The sequence below is a fragment of the Proteus columbae genome (genome assembly GCF_002777965.1).
GTDB lineage: Bacteria > Pseudomonadota > Gammaproteobacteria > Enterobacterales > Enterobacteriaceae > Proteus > Proteus columbae.
On the sequence record NZ_NGVR01000014.1, the window covers coordinates 46,399 to 60,808 of the forward strand.

The following is a 14,410-nucleotide window of genomic DNA, read 5'->3' on the forward strand; positions in this document are numbered from 1 at the left end:
TGTCATTTCATTCATTTATGCTTTATCGGAAGTTAGGATCAACCCCCAAAGTCATCCAGCATAATGTTTTCATCTTCAACGCCTAAATCTTTGAGCATTTTAATAACTGCTGCGTTCATCACTGGCGGTCCACACATATAGAATTCACAATCTTCTGGTGCTGGATGATTTTTGAGGTAGTTCTCAAACAACACATTGTGAATAAATCCAGTATAGCCAGTCCAATTATCTTCAGGCAATGCATCTGAAAGCGCGACATTCCATGTGAAGTTTTCATTTTCTTTTGCAAGCATATCGAAATCTTCGGTGTAGAACATTTCACGAACAGAACGCGCACCATACCAGAAGCTGATTTTACGTTTAGAATGTAAGCGTTTTAATTGGTCGAAGATATGTGAGCGCATTGGCGCCATACCCGCACCACCACCAATAAAGATCATCTCAGCATCGGTTTTCTTAGCAAAGAATTCACCAAATGGCCCTGAAATTGTCACCTTATCACCTGGTTTTAATGACCAAATATACGATGACATAATTCCTGGTGGTACATCAGGATTACGTGGTGGAGGTGTTGCAATACGCACGTTTAACATGATGATGCCATGCTCTTCAGGGTAATTTGCCATTGAATAAGCACGTACTGTGGTTTCTTTAACATCAGAAACATAACGGAACAAATTAAATTTATCCCAATCTTCACGATACTCTTCTGGTACATCAAAATCTTCATAACGTACCGTATGAGGAGGACATTCGATTTGAATAAATCCACCAGCACGGAAAGGTACAACCTCACCTTCAGGGATTTTTAACACTAATTCTTTAATGAAAGTGGCTTTATTATCATTTGAGATAACTTCACATTCCCACTTTTTAACACCAAAGATTTCTTCCGGTAATTCTAATTTCAGGTTGTTTTTTACGTTTACCTGACACGCTAAACGACAACCTTCTTTAGCTTCACGTTTGTTAATATGTGAAAGTTCTGTTGGTAAAATATCACCACCACCTTCCAGCACCTTAACGCGACACTGGCCACAAGAGCCACCGCCACCGCAAGCTGATGAAATAAAAATACCTTCGTTTGATAATACGTTAAGTAATTTATCACCTGCTGGTGCATCAAAACTTTTGTCTGGGTCTCCATTGACCTCAACTGAAATATCCCCTGTATTGACCAGTTTTGATTTTGCAAACAAAATCAACGCTGTTAATACCAATACAATCAGGGTAAACATCACGACACCTAGAATAATTATATCCATGAGTTCTTCTCACCCTTTATAGCTGAACACCAGAGAAGGACATGAAACCTAATGCCATCAACCCTGTGGTGACAAAAGTAACGCCTAACCCTTTCATACCTGCCGGTACATCCGCGTACTTCATTTTCTCACGGATAGAAGCCAGTAATACGATGGCTAACATCCAACCAATCCCAGAGCCGAAACCATAAACAATAGATTCACTAAAGTTATAGTCACGTTGTGCCATAAATGACACACCACCGAAAATGGCGCAGTTAACGGTAATAAGTGGCAAGAAGATCCCTAGTGCGTTATACAGCGCAGGGAAATAACGGTCTAAAATCATTTCTAGGATTTGTACCAGTGCCGCAATCACACCAATGAAAGTGATAAAGTTTAAGAAACTTAAATCAACACCTTCCATTAATGCATTATCACGTAACACATAGTTGTAAACCAAGTTATTCAACGGTACAGAAAGACCTAGAACAACGGTAACAGCGATACCTAATCCAAAAGCTGTTTTTACGTTTTTAGAAACGGCGAGAAATGTACACATCCCTAAGAAGAATGCGAGCGCCATATTCTCAATAAAAACAGCACGAACAAACAGGCTTATATAATGTTCCATGGCGATTAGTCCTCTTCAACCTGTGCAGGTTTTAATGTACGTAATCCCCAAATTAGCAAGCCAATGATAAAGAATGCACTTGGAGCTAACAGGAATAAACCATTAGGCTGATACCAGCCACCATTCTGAATAGATTCCATCACGGTAATGCCGAATAATTTACCTGAACCAAAGAGCTCACGTAAAAAACCAACAAGGATCAAGATAACGCCATATCCTAAGCCGTTACCAATACCATCCATAAAGCTTTCAATAGGAGGTGCTTTCATCGCATAAGCTTCAGCACGCCCCATTACAATACAGTTAGTAATGATAAGACCAACGAAAACAGAAAGTTGCTTAGAAATTTCATACGCATAAGCTTGTAGTATTTGGTCAACAACGATAACTAATGAAGCAATAATCGCCATCTGAACAATAATACGAACACTACTTGGTATGTAATTACGGATCAGTGAGATAAAAAAGTTTGAAAATGCAGTAACTAAAGTTACCGCAATTGTCATCACTAATGCGGTTTCAAGTTTTGTTGTTACCGCCAATGCAGAACACACACCTAACACCTGTAAGGCAATCGGGTTGTTATCTAACAATGGCCCAAGTAAAACTCGTTTAATTTCTTTTGTATCAGCCATTGATCTCTCCTTCACGAACTTTTTTCAGGAATGGACCGAAACCTTTTTCACCTAACCAGAAATCGAACATATGCTGGATACCATTTGAGGTCAATGTTGCGCCTGAAAGCCCATCAATACCATAAGGACTGTCAGATGCGCCACTGCGCACAATCTTAATAGCAGGTACGCCTTCTTCATTCAGTAAACGCTTACCTTTCCATTGTGCTTTCCATTGTGGATTATCAACTTCACCACCTAAGCCCGGAGTTTCACCATGAGCATAATAGGTAATACCCTTAGATGTCACACCATCAATATCTACAGCGACGAAAGCGTACATGACAGACCATAAACCTGAACCATATACAGGTAGCACAACTTCTGTTGTTTTACCTTGAGCATCAAGAACGAAGTAAACTTCAGCGGTATTGGCACGGCGACGAATTTTCGCAATATCTTCAGCTGGTGATAACGCAATAGATGTTTCATCACTACGTAATTCAGCATTTAAATCAAAATTGCCCTTACTATCAGTCAGTTCTCCTGTCTGAAAATTAACAATTTTTGCTTTAATTCGAGTGTCATACACTTTCAGTACATCTGTCGCACTCATTTTAGGTACGAGCAGACCCGCAACATCAAGAATATTACGTTGTTTATCAAGAAGTTTTTGTTCTTCTTGTTTAGATTTCAGTCCAACAGCGGCTCCTGCTACTACCACGGAACACACAAGACATAGAATAAATACAACGAGGAACGTTCTTGCGACGCTATCTTTGTTTTTCTCTTTAGCCACGAGCTTGTCTCCGCTTAATATTCGCCTGAACAACCACGTAATCGAACAGTGGTGCAAATAAGTTTGCGAATAAGATTGCCAGCATCATACCTTCTGGGTAAGCCGGATTGACGACACGAATAAGCACAGCCATTACGCCAATCAAAATACCGTAAGCCCATTTACCTTTATCAGTAAACGATGCGGATACTGGATCTGTTGCCATAAACATCATACCGAAAGCAAAACCACCTAATACTAAGTGCCAGTGCCAAGGCATTGAGAAGAGAGGATTGGTATCTGAACCGATAAAATTAAATAAGTATGACATTGCAATCATGCCCACCATTACCCCAGCAACAATACGCCATGAAGCAATACGAGCAAAAAGAATGACAGCACCGCCGATTAAAATCATCAGTGTTGAAACTTCACCGATCGATCCTGGAATATATCCAAGGAAAGCATCCATCCAAGAGATAGGTTGTTGAGTGACGGTATTTAATAATGCACTTTCACCCGATACAGACCATTGTGATAATGGTGTCGCACCAGAGAAGCCATCAGCCGCAGTCCAAACCAAATCACCTGAAATTTGAGCAGGATAGGCAAAGAACAGGAATGCACGACCTGCTAATGCAGGGTTTAAGAAGTTACGCCCTGTACCACCAAAGATTTCTTTCGCGATAACAACACCAAACGTAATACCTAATGCAGCCTGCCAAAGTGGTAATGTTGGCGGCACTATCAAGGCAAATAAGATTGATGTAACAAAGAAGCCTTCGTTAATTTCATGGCCACGAATAAAGGCAAAAAGAACTTCCCAAAATCCACCAACAGCAAAAACAACAAGATAAATAGGTAAAAAGTAAGTTGCACCAAGTAGCATCTTACTTGCCCATCCGGCATCTGTTGTTAATGATGCGCCGAGGTATTCAGCAAGGCGATAGTGCCAATCTGAAGCAATGATTTGCTGTAATTCTGCACCGCTATATAACTGATTAAGCGCAGGGATCGCTTGATGACCGACATTATACATTCCCCAAAACATTGCTGGGAAAACGGCCAACCAAACTAAGATCATCATACGTTTTAGATCAATAGTGTCACGAACATGCCCACCATTACGCGTAACAGTACCTGGCGTATAAAATACCGTGGTAACTGCTTCATAAAGTACGTACCATTTTGCTAATTTGCCACCGGGCTCAAAATGGTGCTCTACTTTTTCAAATAAATTTTTCAAACCCATGAGTTACCCTTCCTGCTCAATTTTGGTCAATACTTGGCGCAGTGCTGGGCCATACTCATATTTGCTTGGGCAAACATAAGTACATAATCCCAAATCTTCTTCATCCAGTTCCAAACAACCTAATGCTTGAGAACTGTCAGTATCACCTACAACTAAATCACGTAATAAATGCGTTGCCATAATGTCTAACGGCATCACACGCTCATAGTTACCAATTGGTACCATTGAACGTTCGCCACCATTCATTGTGGTAGTAAATGCAAAGCGTTTATTTTTTAAGAAGTGACCGATAGTTGTACGAGTGATAGAAAATTTATCGCTACCCGGCATCCCCCAACCAAATAACTCTTTATCACGACCTTCACGCAATACAGAAACTTGGTTATGGAAACGACCTAAATAGTGATGAGCCTCATCAGATTTCCATCCCCATAATACAGAGCCAGAAATAATTCGGTTTTCACCATCAACTAATTGATCTTTAGTTAACTCATAGAGATCAGCCCCTAAACGAGTACGCACTAAACGAGGTGCTTTTACTTGAGGGCCTGCTAATGCAACAACACGCTCTGTATATAAGGAACCTGTTGTAAACAAATAACCAATAGCAATGACATCTTGGTAATTTAAATGCCAAACCATTTTCTTAGCACTCACCGGTTCTAAGAAATGGATATGCGTACCAACTAATCCTGCTGGATGTGGGCCTGCAAATTGGTTATAGCTAATTTGTCCGTCATTTAATTTTGTAGGTGATTTTTCACCATGACAAACATAGACTTTGCCTTCAGTTAAACGAGTTAAAACAACAAGGCCATCATTAAATGCCTTCTCATTTTGCTCAATAATAACCATAGGATCTGCTGCAAGCGGATTTGTATCCATTGCAGAGACAAAAATGGCGACAGGCGTTGTGCCTAAATGTGGGGTACGGCTATAAGGACGAGTCCTTAATGCAGTCCACATTCCCGAATTAACGAGGTTAGTTTCAACTTGTTCGCGGGTCAGGTCTGAGAGCGTTGAGCTATCATAACGGTTAAAGGTGATTTCTTCGTCGCCATCAATTTCGATAACGATAGATTGGAACACACGACGTTCGCCGCGGTTAATTGCAACGACTTTACCACAAGCTGGGCTGGTGAAAACAACACCGGCATTCTTTTTATCTTCAAAAAGAATTTGCCCTTTTTTTACATGCTCACCTTCCGAAACCATCATAGAAGGACGCATACCGACATATTCTTCACCTAGCAATGCTACGCGTCGAATCGCGGGTCCGTCTTCTATCACTTGGGCAGGCGCTCCTGCAATTGGGAGGTCGAGTCCTTTTTTAATTTTAATCATAAGATTTGCACAAGTTTATCAGTTAAACCCTAAGCTACAAATTCACCCCGAAAATGTAGCGACTCTGTAATAAAAACATCTTAAGGTGTTTTTGAACCCTAAGTTATTTATCTCCGATAATTGTTACTATTTTCTCTTATTCTGCCGAACTGAATTTTATCATCTCAGCCTAAACCTGTCTGACTATTCGAGTGATTTAGCTCAAGCAAATGGGAATATTATTTTGACTGAAACGTTAACAACTCGTATAAACCGAATTAAAATATCATCTTTTTCGACGAGCGATTAAATTTCATACAGAATATTTTGTAAAAGAAAAGAAACCATATCAGATTTTAATTTACAAATTTATTGCTTCATAGCAATCTACGATCTACTTTATCAACAAATTTTAAGCTATTTTTCTGATAAAACTATGACCAGTCACGCAAAACAACTAATCAGTTTTTTAACATTAATGTTAATTTCTTTATTAGTTAACGCTGAAAACAGTTCAAGTTTTCTAATGAAACCTGTTAAAAAAAGTACAGGTCAGCCTATCTATATTCAGATTTTCAAAGAAGAAAGCTTACTTGAACTTTATACGGAAAAATTAGATGGGCAATTAGAAAAAGTACGTACTTATCCCATTTGTAGCTATTCCGGAGGTCTTGGACCTAAAAAGTTTCAAGGTGATTTAAAAAGCCCAGAGGGCTTTTATCAGGTTAATTTCTCACAATTAAATCCGAATAGTCGATTTTACCGAGCTATCAACCTAGGATTTCCTAATCAGTATGATAAATCAAAAGGATACACTGGCGATTTTTTAATGATCCACGGAGCTTGTAAATCAGTTGGTTGCTATGCAATGACCGATTCTGTGATGGACGAAATTTACCAGTATGCTGAATTGGCGCTACAAGGAGGTCAATCTACGATTAATATTCATATTTTTCCATTTAAAATGACCGCTGAAAATATGAAAAAACACCAGTATTCAAAAGATATGGATTTCTGGCAACAGCTTATGCCTGCCTACCAATATGTTGAAGAACGCAAACAAATCCCATCTGTTACCGTTCAAGATGGGCGTTATTTCGTTAATAGCACTTTGACTTCACCTAACAGTGTAGACCCTGCTCTTAACTTATCACAAAATAGTGATAGTAAATGGTTACAAAATACGCACACCACGATCAAATAAAACAAACTCACCAGCGGGAATACGCTGCCAAGATTCATTTCCAGTCAATGGTAATGTTGAAATAACAGAAACCACATCATCTGATTGTGTGTGTTGTTGGAAATCGATTTCTACATCTTGATCAAGTAATTTGGCTTTGCCGAAAGGCGCTTTACGTGTGATCCAATGTAAATTGGTTGAACAATATGCCATTACAAATCGACCATCTGACAACAACATATTAAAAACCCCTTTTTGCTTTAATTGAGAGGCTAAAACAGCGATAAAACGAAATACAGCAGGCCAATTCACAGGGGTTCGTTTATAACGATTTTCGAGCTGATTTAATATCCAGCAAAAAGCTTTTTCACTATCCGTCTGCCCTATGGCTCTAAAACGCCCCGTATCAAGAGATTGATAACCTTTTAGTTGACCATTATGTGCATAAGTCCAATTTTTTCCCCATAATTCACGGGTAAAAGGATGGGTGTTTTCTAAAGAGACATTACCTCGATTCGCTTGGCGAATATGAGCGATCACAGCCTCTGATTTAATTGGGTACTCTTGAACAAAGCGAGCGACTGGCGAAATTGCGCTGGCTTGAGGATCTTTAAATGTACGACATCCCAATCCTTCGTAGAAAGTAATTCCCCATCCATCTTTATGAGGTCCTGTCTTACCACCTCTTGGAATTAATCCACTTAGACTGAAATTAATATCTGTCGGTACATTTGCACTCATGCCTAACAACTCACACATCGCTCACTCCTTCTTGCCGATGTTTTTGCTAATTTATAGCAATATCAACAAATTATTTTTCCATTTCTTTTTCAATTAATTGGATCAGAATATGGATAACTTTAATATGAATTTCTTGAATACGATCAGCGTAACCAAAATGAGGTACGCGAATTTCAATATCTGCTGTACCGTCCATTTTTCCGCCATCTTTACCCGTTAGCGTAATGACTTTCATGCCTTTCTCACGCGCAGCACTAATTGCTTTGATGATATTGCCTGAGTTGCCTGAGGTTGAAATACCCAGCAGAACGTCACCTTCTTTACCTACAGCTTCAACATAACGAGAGAAGATATATTCATAACCAAAATCATTACTTACACATGAGATATGGCTTACATCTGAAATAGCAATGGCTGGATAACCAGGGCGATTTTCACGATAACGTCCAGTCAACTCTTCTGCAAAATGCATTGCATCACAATGAGAGCCACCATTACCGCAAGATAATACCTTACCGCCTGCTTTAAAAGAATCTGCTAATAACACCGCAGCTTTTTGGATAGCTTCAATATTTGCATCATCTTGAAGAAAGCGAGAAAGAGTATCTGCTGCTTCTGTTAATTCACCACGGATAAGATCTTGGTACATAGGATTTTTACTCCAAAAAGGGTAATCGAAATTTTCTGTTTCTCAGTGTAACGGATTAAATGTCATGAAAGAAGATACCTATTATCGACAAATGCTAACTTCTCTCATTTACGAATAATTTGTGAGCTATATTGTAATTAGAATGTAAATATATTGATAAAAGTTAGTGACTGGATTAGATCTAAATAACAAACAACAGGTCTGACCTCTGATCTCTTGCTAAATACAGGAGTTTATTATGACACTACTCAGTATCGTATTTTTCATTGTTCTTATTGGCTTACTTAGTTATCGCAAATTCGGTATCGCGGTAAGTAGCCTTACGCTTATTGCTTATACATTAGTAATGGGTGTCGCCAATATTTGGAGTTACTGGTTACTCCTTCCCGTTGCATTGGTTTTATTACCCTTCGCTATTCCTTCTATTCGTAGAGCCTATATCTCAGTACCTGCACTGAAAGCATTTCAAAAAGTTATGCCTTCTATGTCTAAAACAGAACAAGAAGCTATTGATGCAGGTACAACATGGTGGGAAGGTGAGCTTTTTCGTGGCGCTCCCGACTGGAAACAACTTCATAATTACCCTAAACCACAGCTAACAGCTGAAGAGCAAGCTTTCCTTGATGGTCCAGTCGAAGAAGTTTGTCGCATGACAAATGACTTTGAAATCACTCATGAATTAGCTGATCTACCTCCTGAAATTTGGCAATACCTTAAAGATAATCGCTTCTTTGCGATGATCATTAAAAAAGAGTATGGCGGGTTAGAATTTTCAGCCTACGCTCAATCACGCGTATTGCAAAAGCTGTCAGGGGTGTCTGGTATTTTAGCCATCACCGTTGGTGTACCTAACTCTTTAGGCCCCGGTGAGCTATTGCAACACTACGGTACTGATGAACAGAAAAATCGCTATTTACCGGGTTTAGCCAAAGGGGATGAAATTCCTTGTTTCGCCTTAACAAGCCCTGAAGCGGGTTCCGATGCAGGGGCTATTCCTGACAGTGGTGTTGTCTGTATGGGTGAATGGCAAGGTGAGCAAGTACTTGGTCTTCGTTTAACATGGAATAAACGCTATATCACGCTTGCCCCTATCGCGACAGTATTAGGATTAGCATTTAAATTACGCGATCCTGACCATCTATTAAGTAATGACGAAAATCCAGGCATTACCTGCGCGCTAATTCCAACTGATGTCAAAGGTGTTGAAATCGGTCATCGTCATTTTCCATTGAATGTACCATTTATGAATGGGCCGACTCGTGGTAAAGATGTTTTTGTTCCTATCGATTACATCATTGGTGGACCAAAAATGGCAGGCCAAGGTTGGAGAATGCTGGTGGAATGTCTCTCTGTGGGTCGAGGCATTACTCTACCTTCAAACTCTACCGGTGGGTTAAAAAGTGTGGCAATGGCAACAGGCGCTTATTCTCGTATCCGTCGTCAGTTCAAAATCCCAATTGGCAAAATGGAAGGTATTGAAGAGCCATTAGCACGTCTTGCTGGTAACGCCTATCTGTTAGATTCTGCGGCAACTTTAATTACTACGGGTATTATGCTGGGAGAAAAACCAGCCGTATTATCAGCTATCGTAAAATATCATTGTACTCACCGAGCACAACGTGGCGTTATTGATGCAATGGATATCGTGGGTGGTAAAGGGATCAGCCTTGGGCCATCAAACTTTGTCGCGCGTTCTTATCAAGGCTCTCCAATTGCCATCACTGTTGAAGGTGCCAATATTTTAACTCGTAGTATGATCATTTATGGTCAAGGTGCTATCCGTTGCCATCCTTATGTATTAGATGAAATTGCAGCAGCACGAGACAATAACCTACATGATTTTGACCGCGCTTTATTTGGTCATATCGGTCATGTGGCAAGTAATACCTTACGTAGTTTGTGGTTAGGTATCACTAATGGTCGATTAAGTAATTCCCCTACTAATGATGAAACCCGTCGTTATTATCAACAAATTAACCGTCTAAGTGCCAATATGGCGCTATTGTCTGATGTTTCAATGGGAGTTTTAGGTGGAAGCTTAAAACGTCGTGAGCGTATTTCAGCGCGTTTAGGTGACATATTAAGTCATATCTTCCTCGCTTCTGCCGCTCTTAAGCGTTATGAAGATGAAGGTCGCCATACCGCAGATTTACCTCTGGTACATTGGAGCGTAAAAGAGTGTTTATACCAAGCTGAAAATGCAATTGATGAACTGCTACGCAATTTTCCAAGCCGTGTTATCGCAGGCACGATGCGTGCAATTATCTTCCCTCTGGGTAAAGCTCAAAAATTACCATCAGATAAATTAGATAGCAAAGTAGCACAACTTATCCAACAACCTTCTGAAACTCGTGATCGCATTGGTAGAGGTCAGTACTTAACACCAAGCGAGCATAATCCACATGGTTTAATGGAAGAAGCACTACTGGATATCTTAGCTGCTGAGCCTATTTTCGACCGCATTTGTCGCCTCTATGAGAAAAAGTTTAGCTTTACTCAATTAGATAAATTAGCGGAGAAAGCACTAGCTGATAAACGAGTAACTCAAGAAGAAGCCGATATATTACGTAAAGCAGAGCAGAGTCGCTTACGGAGTATCAATGTTGATGAGTTTGACTTTGATGCATTGGCGGTACCTGCAAAAAAGCCGAAAGCTGACAAAGTCAAAACAGACAAAGCAGCTTAACAACAGATAACCGATATAAAGGAAAATATTTTTCCTGATAAAACACAAACACCTCATCACTTTTAATGATGAGGTGTTTTACCAAGATCTACTCATTAAGATCAAAAAAGATGAATTAGAGATCTAACTCTAATGCTAATAACTCTTCTATTGTTTGACGACGACGAATTAATTGGGGAATACCCTCTGTTATCAGCACTTCAGGAATAAGTGGTCGGCTATTATAATTTGATGACATTGAAGCACCATAAGCCCCAGTATCATGAATAACCAAATAATCACCTACCTGTGCTTGAGGCAACAAACGAGGAACAACAGTGCCTCCCTCTTGCTGAGTAAAAACATCTCCAGATTCACACAAAGGACCTGCCACAATCGTCTCTTGTAATTCTGTCATTGGTTTTATTTGACCATGGCTATCTAAAACTGAAATTTGATGATAACTGCCATACATTGCGGGACGCATTAAATCACTAAATCCAGCATCCACCAGCACATAATGACGGCTTCCCATTGATTTAACGGCTCTTACTTGTGAAATCAATACACCTGATTCAGCCACTAAGAAACGTCCCGGCTCAATTTCTAACTCAACAGAATGCCCTAAGTGTTGTGCAATACGCTGACGCGCCTTATCCCATAAAGAAAAATAGTGATCCAAGTCAACTGTTGCATCACCCTCTTGATAAGGCGTTGATAATCCGCCTCCTGCCGAAATAGCCTGAATATCAACTTGAGAGGTAAGCACTTGCTCTACCATCGCATCACAGACACTAGAAAGATGTTGATAATCAACACCAGAGCCAATATGCATATGAAAACCAACTAAAGTTAGATTGTATTGTTGGATCACAGCTAACGCTTCAGGTACATCTTCATACCAAATACCATGCTTACTGTTTTCTCCACCTGTATTAGTTTTTTGGCTATGTCCATGACCAAATCCGGGGTTAATTCTTACCCAAACCGCATGCCCTTGATTACGTTTACCTAATTGATGAAGCATATCAACAGAACCAGCATTAACAGGAATATCTAACTCAACAACACGTTCAATGGTTCTTTCATCAAGTAAATCAGCCGTAAAGACAATCTCACTTTTTTCTCTACCACCTTGATAACCCGCAACTAAAGCACGTTCAATCTCACCTAATGAAACAGAGTCAACTTTAACACCCTGCGCTTTCATTAAACGTAAGATATGAATATTAGAACAAGCTTTTTGAGCGAAGCGAACCACATCAAAAGATTTAAGCTGAGCAATACGCTGAGAAATTGTATCGCCTTGATAAATCCATAATGGCGTTCCATAAGTTTGTGCTAATTGGTATTGAGCCATAGTTATTGATGTTGTCATGTTATCTACTCATAAAAGTCACCGATGAATAAATACATTATTTATTAACTTACAAGGGAATAAAAATATCAAATAAGCTACACTCTATTCATCTGTGATATAGGAATAGACAATGAAAGCTCCTTTTAATTGGCGTCATATTGAAATTTTTCATGCCGTGATGACCACTCAAAATCTTACTGAAGCCGCAGAATTACTGAAAACATCACAACCCACTGTCAGTAGAGAGTTATCTCGCCTTGAGCATCTATTAGCATTTAAATTATTTGATAGAATAAAAGGCCGTTTACAACCCACAACTGAAGGGTTACGCTTTTTTGAAGAAGTACAGCGTTCTTATTATGGCTTAGATAGAATAATTAACGCAGCTGAAAATATTCGCTATTTTAACCAAGCAGAATTGAATATCACCTGCTTGCCCGCATTTGCTCAATCATTATTACCTTCAATTTGCCGACAATTTCTAGATACATATCCTGATGTCAACTTAACCATTGTTCCTCAAGAATCCCCTTTATTAGAAGAGTGGTTATCGGCTCAACATTATGATTTAGGATTGGCTGAACACACACAAACACCTGCAGGAACCCAACAAGAAACTGTGCTTACACTTAATGAAGTCGCGGTTTTACCCAAGTCTCATCCATTGTGTAAAAAATCAGTGTTACACCCTGCTGATTTTCAAAATCAGCGTTTTATTAGCTTGTCTGCCAATGATAGTTACCGACAATTGATTGATACTATTTTTATTAAAGATGGAATTACACGACAGCTAGTAATGGAAACGCAAAGTGCTGCCTCTATTTGTGCCATGGTGAGTGAAAATATCGGCATTTCAATTGTTAACCCGATTACCGCACTTGATTACTTAGATAAGTCAATTTGTCTTCGCCCTTTAAGCTTTTCTATCCCCTTTACCATCAGCTTAATTACCCCATCACATCGTCCTTCATCACAACTTGTTTCCTATTTTATTGATGTGATGAAAGAGACATTATCAAATTACCCTAAGCGACTAACCCAAGCTTTTACCCGATAAAGCAAGCCAATAAGGTGATGATGAAAACCACTCAACTAAGAAATCCAACAATACTCTGACAGCAGCGGGCATATTTTGTCGGCTCGCTAAAACCGCATAAATTCCCATCGGCAGAGCTTGATAGTTAGACAAAACTTGTTCTAATTCACCGCTTTCAAGATAAGGTTTGGCTGAATAATAAGGTTGTAGTGATATGCCTACTCCTTTTAACGTAGCTTGCAATAAAACAACCGATTCATTTGCACTTAAATTACCGCCAACGGGTACTGAATAACGCTCATCACCTAAATTAAATTCCCATAAACTACGACCAAAAAATCGGTAAGTTAAACATTGATGCTGAGCGAGTTCATCTGGTGTTTGAGGTATACCCTTTTTTGCTAAGTAATCTTTATGAGCACACACCACCGAAAGACATGTCGCTAGCGAACGTGCAATTAAGTTAGGCTCAAGATGATTCGTAATACGCAATGCAATATCAATACGTTCTTCCACCAAATTCACAGTTTGATTGGTAATTTGTAAATCAACCGCAATTAAAGGATAACGTTGCATAAACTCGCATATTGCTACTGACAAAACACTATTTGCTAATGATTGTGAACTGGTAATACGGACAAGCCCACTGATTTGATGACGTTCTTTCGGAATATTAGCAGGAATACGTTCAGCCATTTCTAATAGCTGTAAACTCTGTTCATATACTATTTCACCTACTGATGTTAGGCTTTGTTTACGTGTCGTTCTATGTAATAAACGCACCCCTGCCCACTCTTCCATTTCATTTAAATAACGCGTCACCATGGCTCTAGACATACCTAGATAATCAGCCGCTTTTATCATGCTCCCTTGCTTCACAATGGTTACAAACACTTCTGATGCTTTTATTTTATCCATTCTATTTGCTCGA

At 39.4% G+C, this 14,410-nt stretch carries 13 protein-coding genes; 3 read left to right on the forward strand and 10 right to left on the reverse strand.

Annotated elements, in window-relative coordinates; translation table 11 throughout:
* Positions 1-38 precede the first annotated feature (38 nt).
* The 6 genes from nqrF to CBE70_RS06210 are packed head-to-tail and all read right to left on the reverse strand — an operon-like array spanning position 39 to position 5,866.
* Positions 39-1,265, reverse strand: coding sequence for an NADH:ubiquinone reductase (Na(+)-transporting) subunit F (gene nqrF, locus CBE70_RS06185; protein WP_100158651.1), 1,227 nt, complete (start codon positions 1,263-1,265; stop codon positions 39-41).
* Between the two features lie 16 nt (positions 1,266-1,281).
* A complete protein-coding gene (gene nqrE, locus CBE70_RS06190; RefSeq protein WP_006534792.1) occupies positions 1,282-1,878 on the reverse strand; it encodes an NADH:ubiquinone reductase (Na(+)-transporting) subunit E in 597 nt (198 codons plus the stop codon).
* Between the two features lie 5 nt (positions 1,879-1,883).
* On the reverse strand, positions 1,884-2,513 hold the full coding sequence (locus tag CBE70_RS06195; protein WP_023581002.1) for an NADH:ubiquinone reductase (Na(+)-transporting) subunit D: 630 nt from the start codon (positions 2,511-2,513) through the stop codon (positions 1,884-1,886).
* Positions 2,506-3,291 (reverse strand): Na(+)-translocating NADH-quinone reductase subunit C, encoded by a 786-nt coding sequence (locus CBE70_RS06200; RefSeq protein WP_100158652.1) that lies wholly within the window; start codon positions 3,289-3,291, stop codon positions 2,506-2,508. Before CBE70_RS06200 ends, CBE70_RS06195 begins: the two co-directional genes overlap by 8 nt.
* Positions 3,284-4,522 (reverse strand): NADH:ubiquinone reductase (Na(+)-transporting) subunit B, encoded by a 1,239-nt coding sequence (locus CBE70_RS06205; RefSeq protein WP_100158653.1) that lies wholly within the window; start codon positions 4,520-4,522, stop codon positions 3,284-3,286. Before CBE70_RS06205 ends, CBE70_RS06200 begins: the two co-directional genes overlap by 8 nt.
* Before the next feature lie 3 nt (positions 4,523-4,525).
* Positions 4,526-5,866, reverse strand: a complete 1,341-nt coding sequence (locus tag CBE70_RS06210) for a Na(+)-translocating NADH-quinone reductase subunit A (RefSeq protein ID WP_100158654.1) — start codon at positions 5,864-5,866, stop codon at positions 4,526-4,528.
* Positions 5,867-6,281: 415 nt separating this feature from the next.
* On the opposite strand from CBE70_RS06210, the gene CBE70_RS06215 reads away from it, so the two are divergent.
* A complete protein-coding gene (locus tag CBE70_RS06215) occupies positions 6,282-7,049 on the forward strand; it encodes a L,D-transpeptidase family protein (protein WP_100158655.1) in 768 nt (255 codons plus the stop codon).
* Here CBE70_RS06215 and CBE70_RS06220 read toward each other — a convergent pair.
* Both CBE70_RS06220 and lpcA read right to left on the reverse strand, forming a co-directional pair.
* Positions 7,020-7,787, reverse strand: a complete 768-nt coding sequence (locus CBE70_RS06220) for a class II glutamine amidotransferase (RefSeq protein WP_100158656.1) — start codon at positions 7,785-7,787, stop codon at positions 7,020-7,022. The genes CBE70_RS06215 and CBE70_RS06220 overlap by 30 nt on opposite strands.
* 52 nt (positions 7,788-7,839) lie before the next feature.
* Positions 7,840-8,418: a D-sedoheptulose 7-phosphate isomerase gene (gene lpcA / locus CBE70_RS06225; RefSeq protein WP_006534804.1), complete on the reverse strand. Its 579-nt coding sequence runs from the start codon at positions 8,416-8,418 to the stop codon at positions 7,840-7,842.
* A 238-nt stretch (positions 8,419-8,656) separates the two neighbouring features.
* On the opposite strand from lpcA, the gene fadE reads away from it, so the two are divergent.
* Complete coding sequence (gene fadE, locus CBE70_RS06230; protein WP_100158657.1) at positions 8,657-11,104, forward strand: acyl-CoA dehydrogenase FadE; 2,448 nt, start codon at positions 8,657-8,659, stop codon at positions 11,102-11,104.
* A gap of 115 nt (positions 11,105-11,219) precedes the next feature.
* Here fadE and lysA read toward each other — a convergent pair whose 3' ends face one another.
* Complete coding sequence (gene lysA / locus CBE70_RS06235) at positions 11,220-12,461, reverse strand: diaminopimelate decarboxylase (protein WP_100158658.1); 1,242 nt, start codon at positions 12,459-12,461, stop codon at positions 11,220-11,222.
* A gap of 112 nt (positions 12,462-12,573) precedes the next feature.
* Here lysA and CBE70_RS06240 point away from each other — a divergent pair, with 112 nt between their 5' ends.
* Positions 12,574-13,500: a LysR family transcriptional regulator gene (locus tag CBE70_RS06240; RefSeq protein WP_100158659.1), complete on the forward strand. Its 927-nt coding sequence runs from the start codon at positions 12,574-12,576 to the stop codon at positions 13,498-13,500.
* Here CBE70_RS06240 and CBE70_RS06245 read toward each other — a convergent pair.
* Positions 13,477-14,397, reverse strand: coding sequence for a LysR family transcriptional regulator (locus CBE70_RS06245; protein ID WP_100158660.1), 921 nt, complete (start codon positions 14,395-14,397; stop codon positions 13,477-13,479). The two genes, CBE70_RS06240 and CBE70_RS06245, sit on opposite strands and share 24 nt — an antisense overlap.
* Positions 14,398-14,410: the final 13 nt, after the last annotated feature.

What these genes read in the sequence shown, in the direction of transcription:
- nqrF (WP_100158651.1), bottom strand. Translation starts at nt 1,265, where the DNA reads ATGGATATAATTATTCTAGGTGTCGTGATGTTTACCCTGATTGTATTG.
- nqrE (WP_006534792.1), bottom strand. Translation starts at nt 1,878, where the DNA reads ATGGAACATTATATAAGCCTGTTTGTTCGTGCTGTTTTTATTGAGAAT.
- CBE70_RS06195 (WP_023581002.1), bottom strand. Translation starts at nt 2,513, where the DNA reads ATGGCTGATACAAAAGAAATTAAACGAGTTTTACTTGGGCCATTGTTA.
- CBE70_RS06205 (WP_100158653.1), bottom strand. Translation starts at nt 4,522, where the DNA reads ATGGGTTTGAAAAATTTATTTGAAAAAGTAGAGCACCATTTTGAGCCC.
- CBE70_RS06210 (WP_100158654.1), bottom strand. Translation starts at nt 5,866, where the DNA reads ATGATTAAAATTAAAAAAGGACTCGACCTCCCAATTGCAGGAGCGCCT.
- CBE70_RS06215 (WP_100158655.1), top strand. Translation starts at nt 6,282, where the DNA reads ATGACCAGTCACGCAAAACAACTAATCAGTTTTTTAACATTAATGTTA.
- CBE70_RS06220 (WP_100158656.1), bottom strand. Translation starts at nt 7,787, where the DNA reads ATGTGTGAGTTGTTAGGCATGAGTGCAAATGTACCGACAGATATTAAT.
- lpcA (WP_006534804.1), bottom strand. Translation starts at nt 8,418, where the DNA reads ATGTACCAAGATCTTATCCGTGGTGAATTAACAGAAGCAGCAGATACT.
- fadE (WP_100158657.1), top strand. Translation starts at nt 8,657, where the DNA reads ATGACACTACTCAGTATCGTATTTTTCATTGTTCTTATTGGCTTACTT.
- lysA (WP_100158658.1), bottom strand. Translation starts at nt 12,461, where the DNA reads ATGACAACATCAATAACTATGGCTCAATACCAATTAGCACAAACTTAT.
- CBE70_RS06240 (WP_100158659.1), top strand. Translation starts at nt 12,574, where the DNA reads ATGAAAGCTCCTTTTAATTGGCGTCATATTGAAATTTTTCATGCCGTG.
- CBE70_RS06245 (WP_100158660.1), bottom strand. Translation starts at nt 14,397, where the DNA reads ATGGATAAAATAAAAGCATCAGAAGTGTTTGTAACCATTGTGAAGCAA.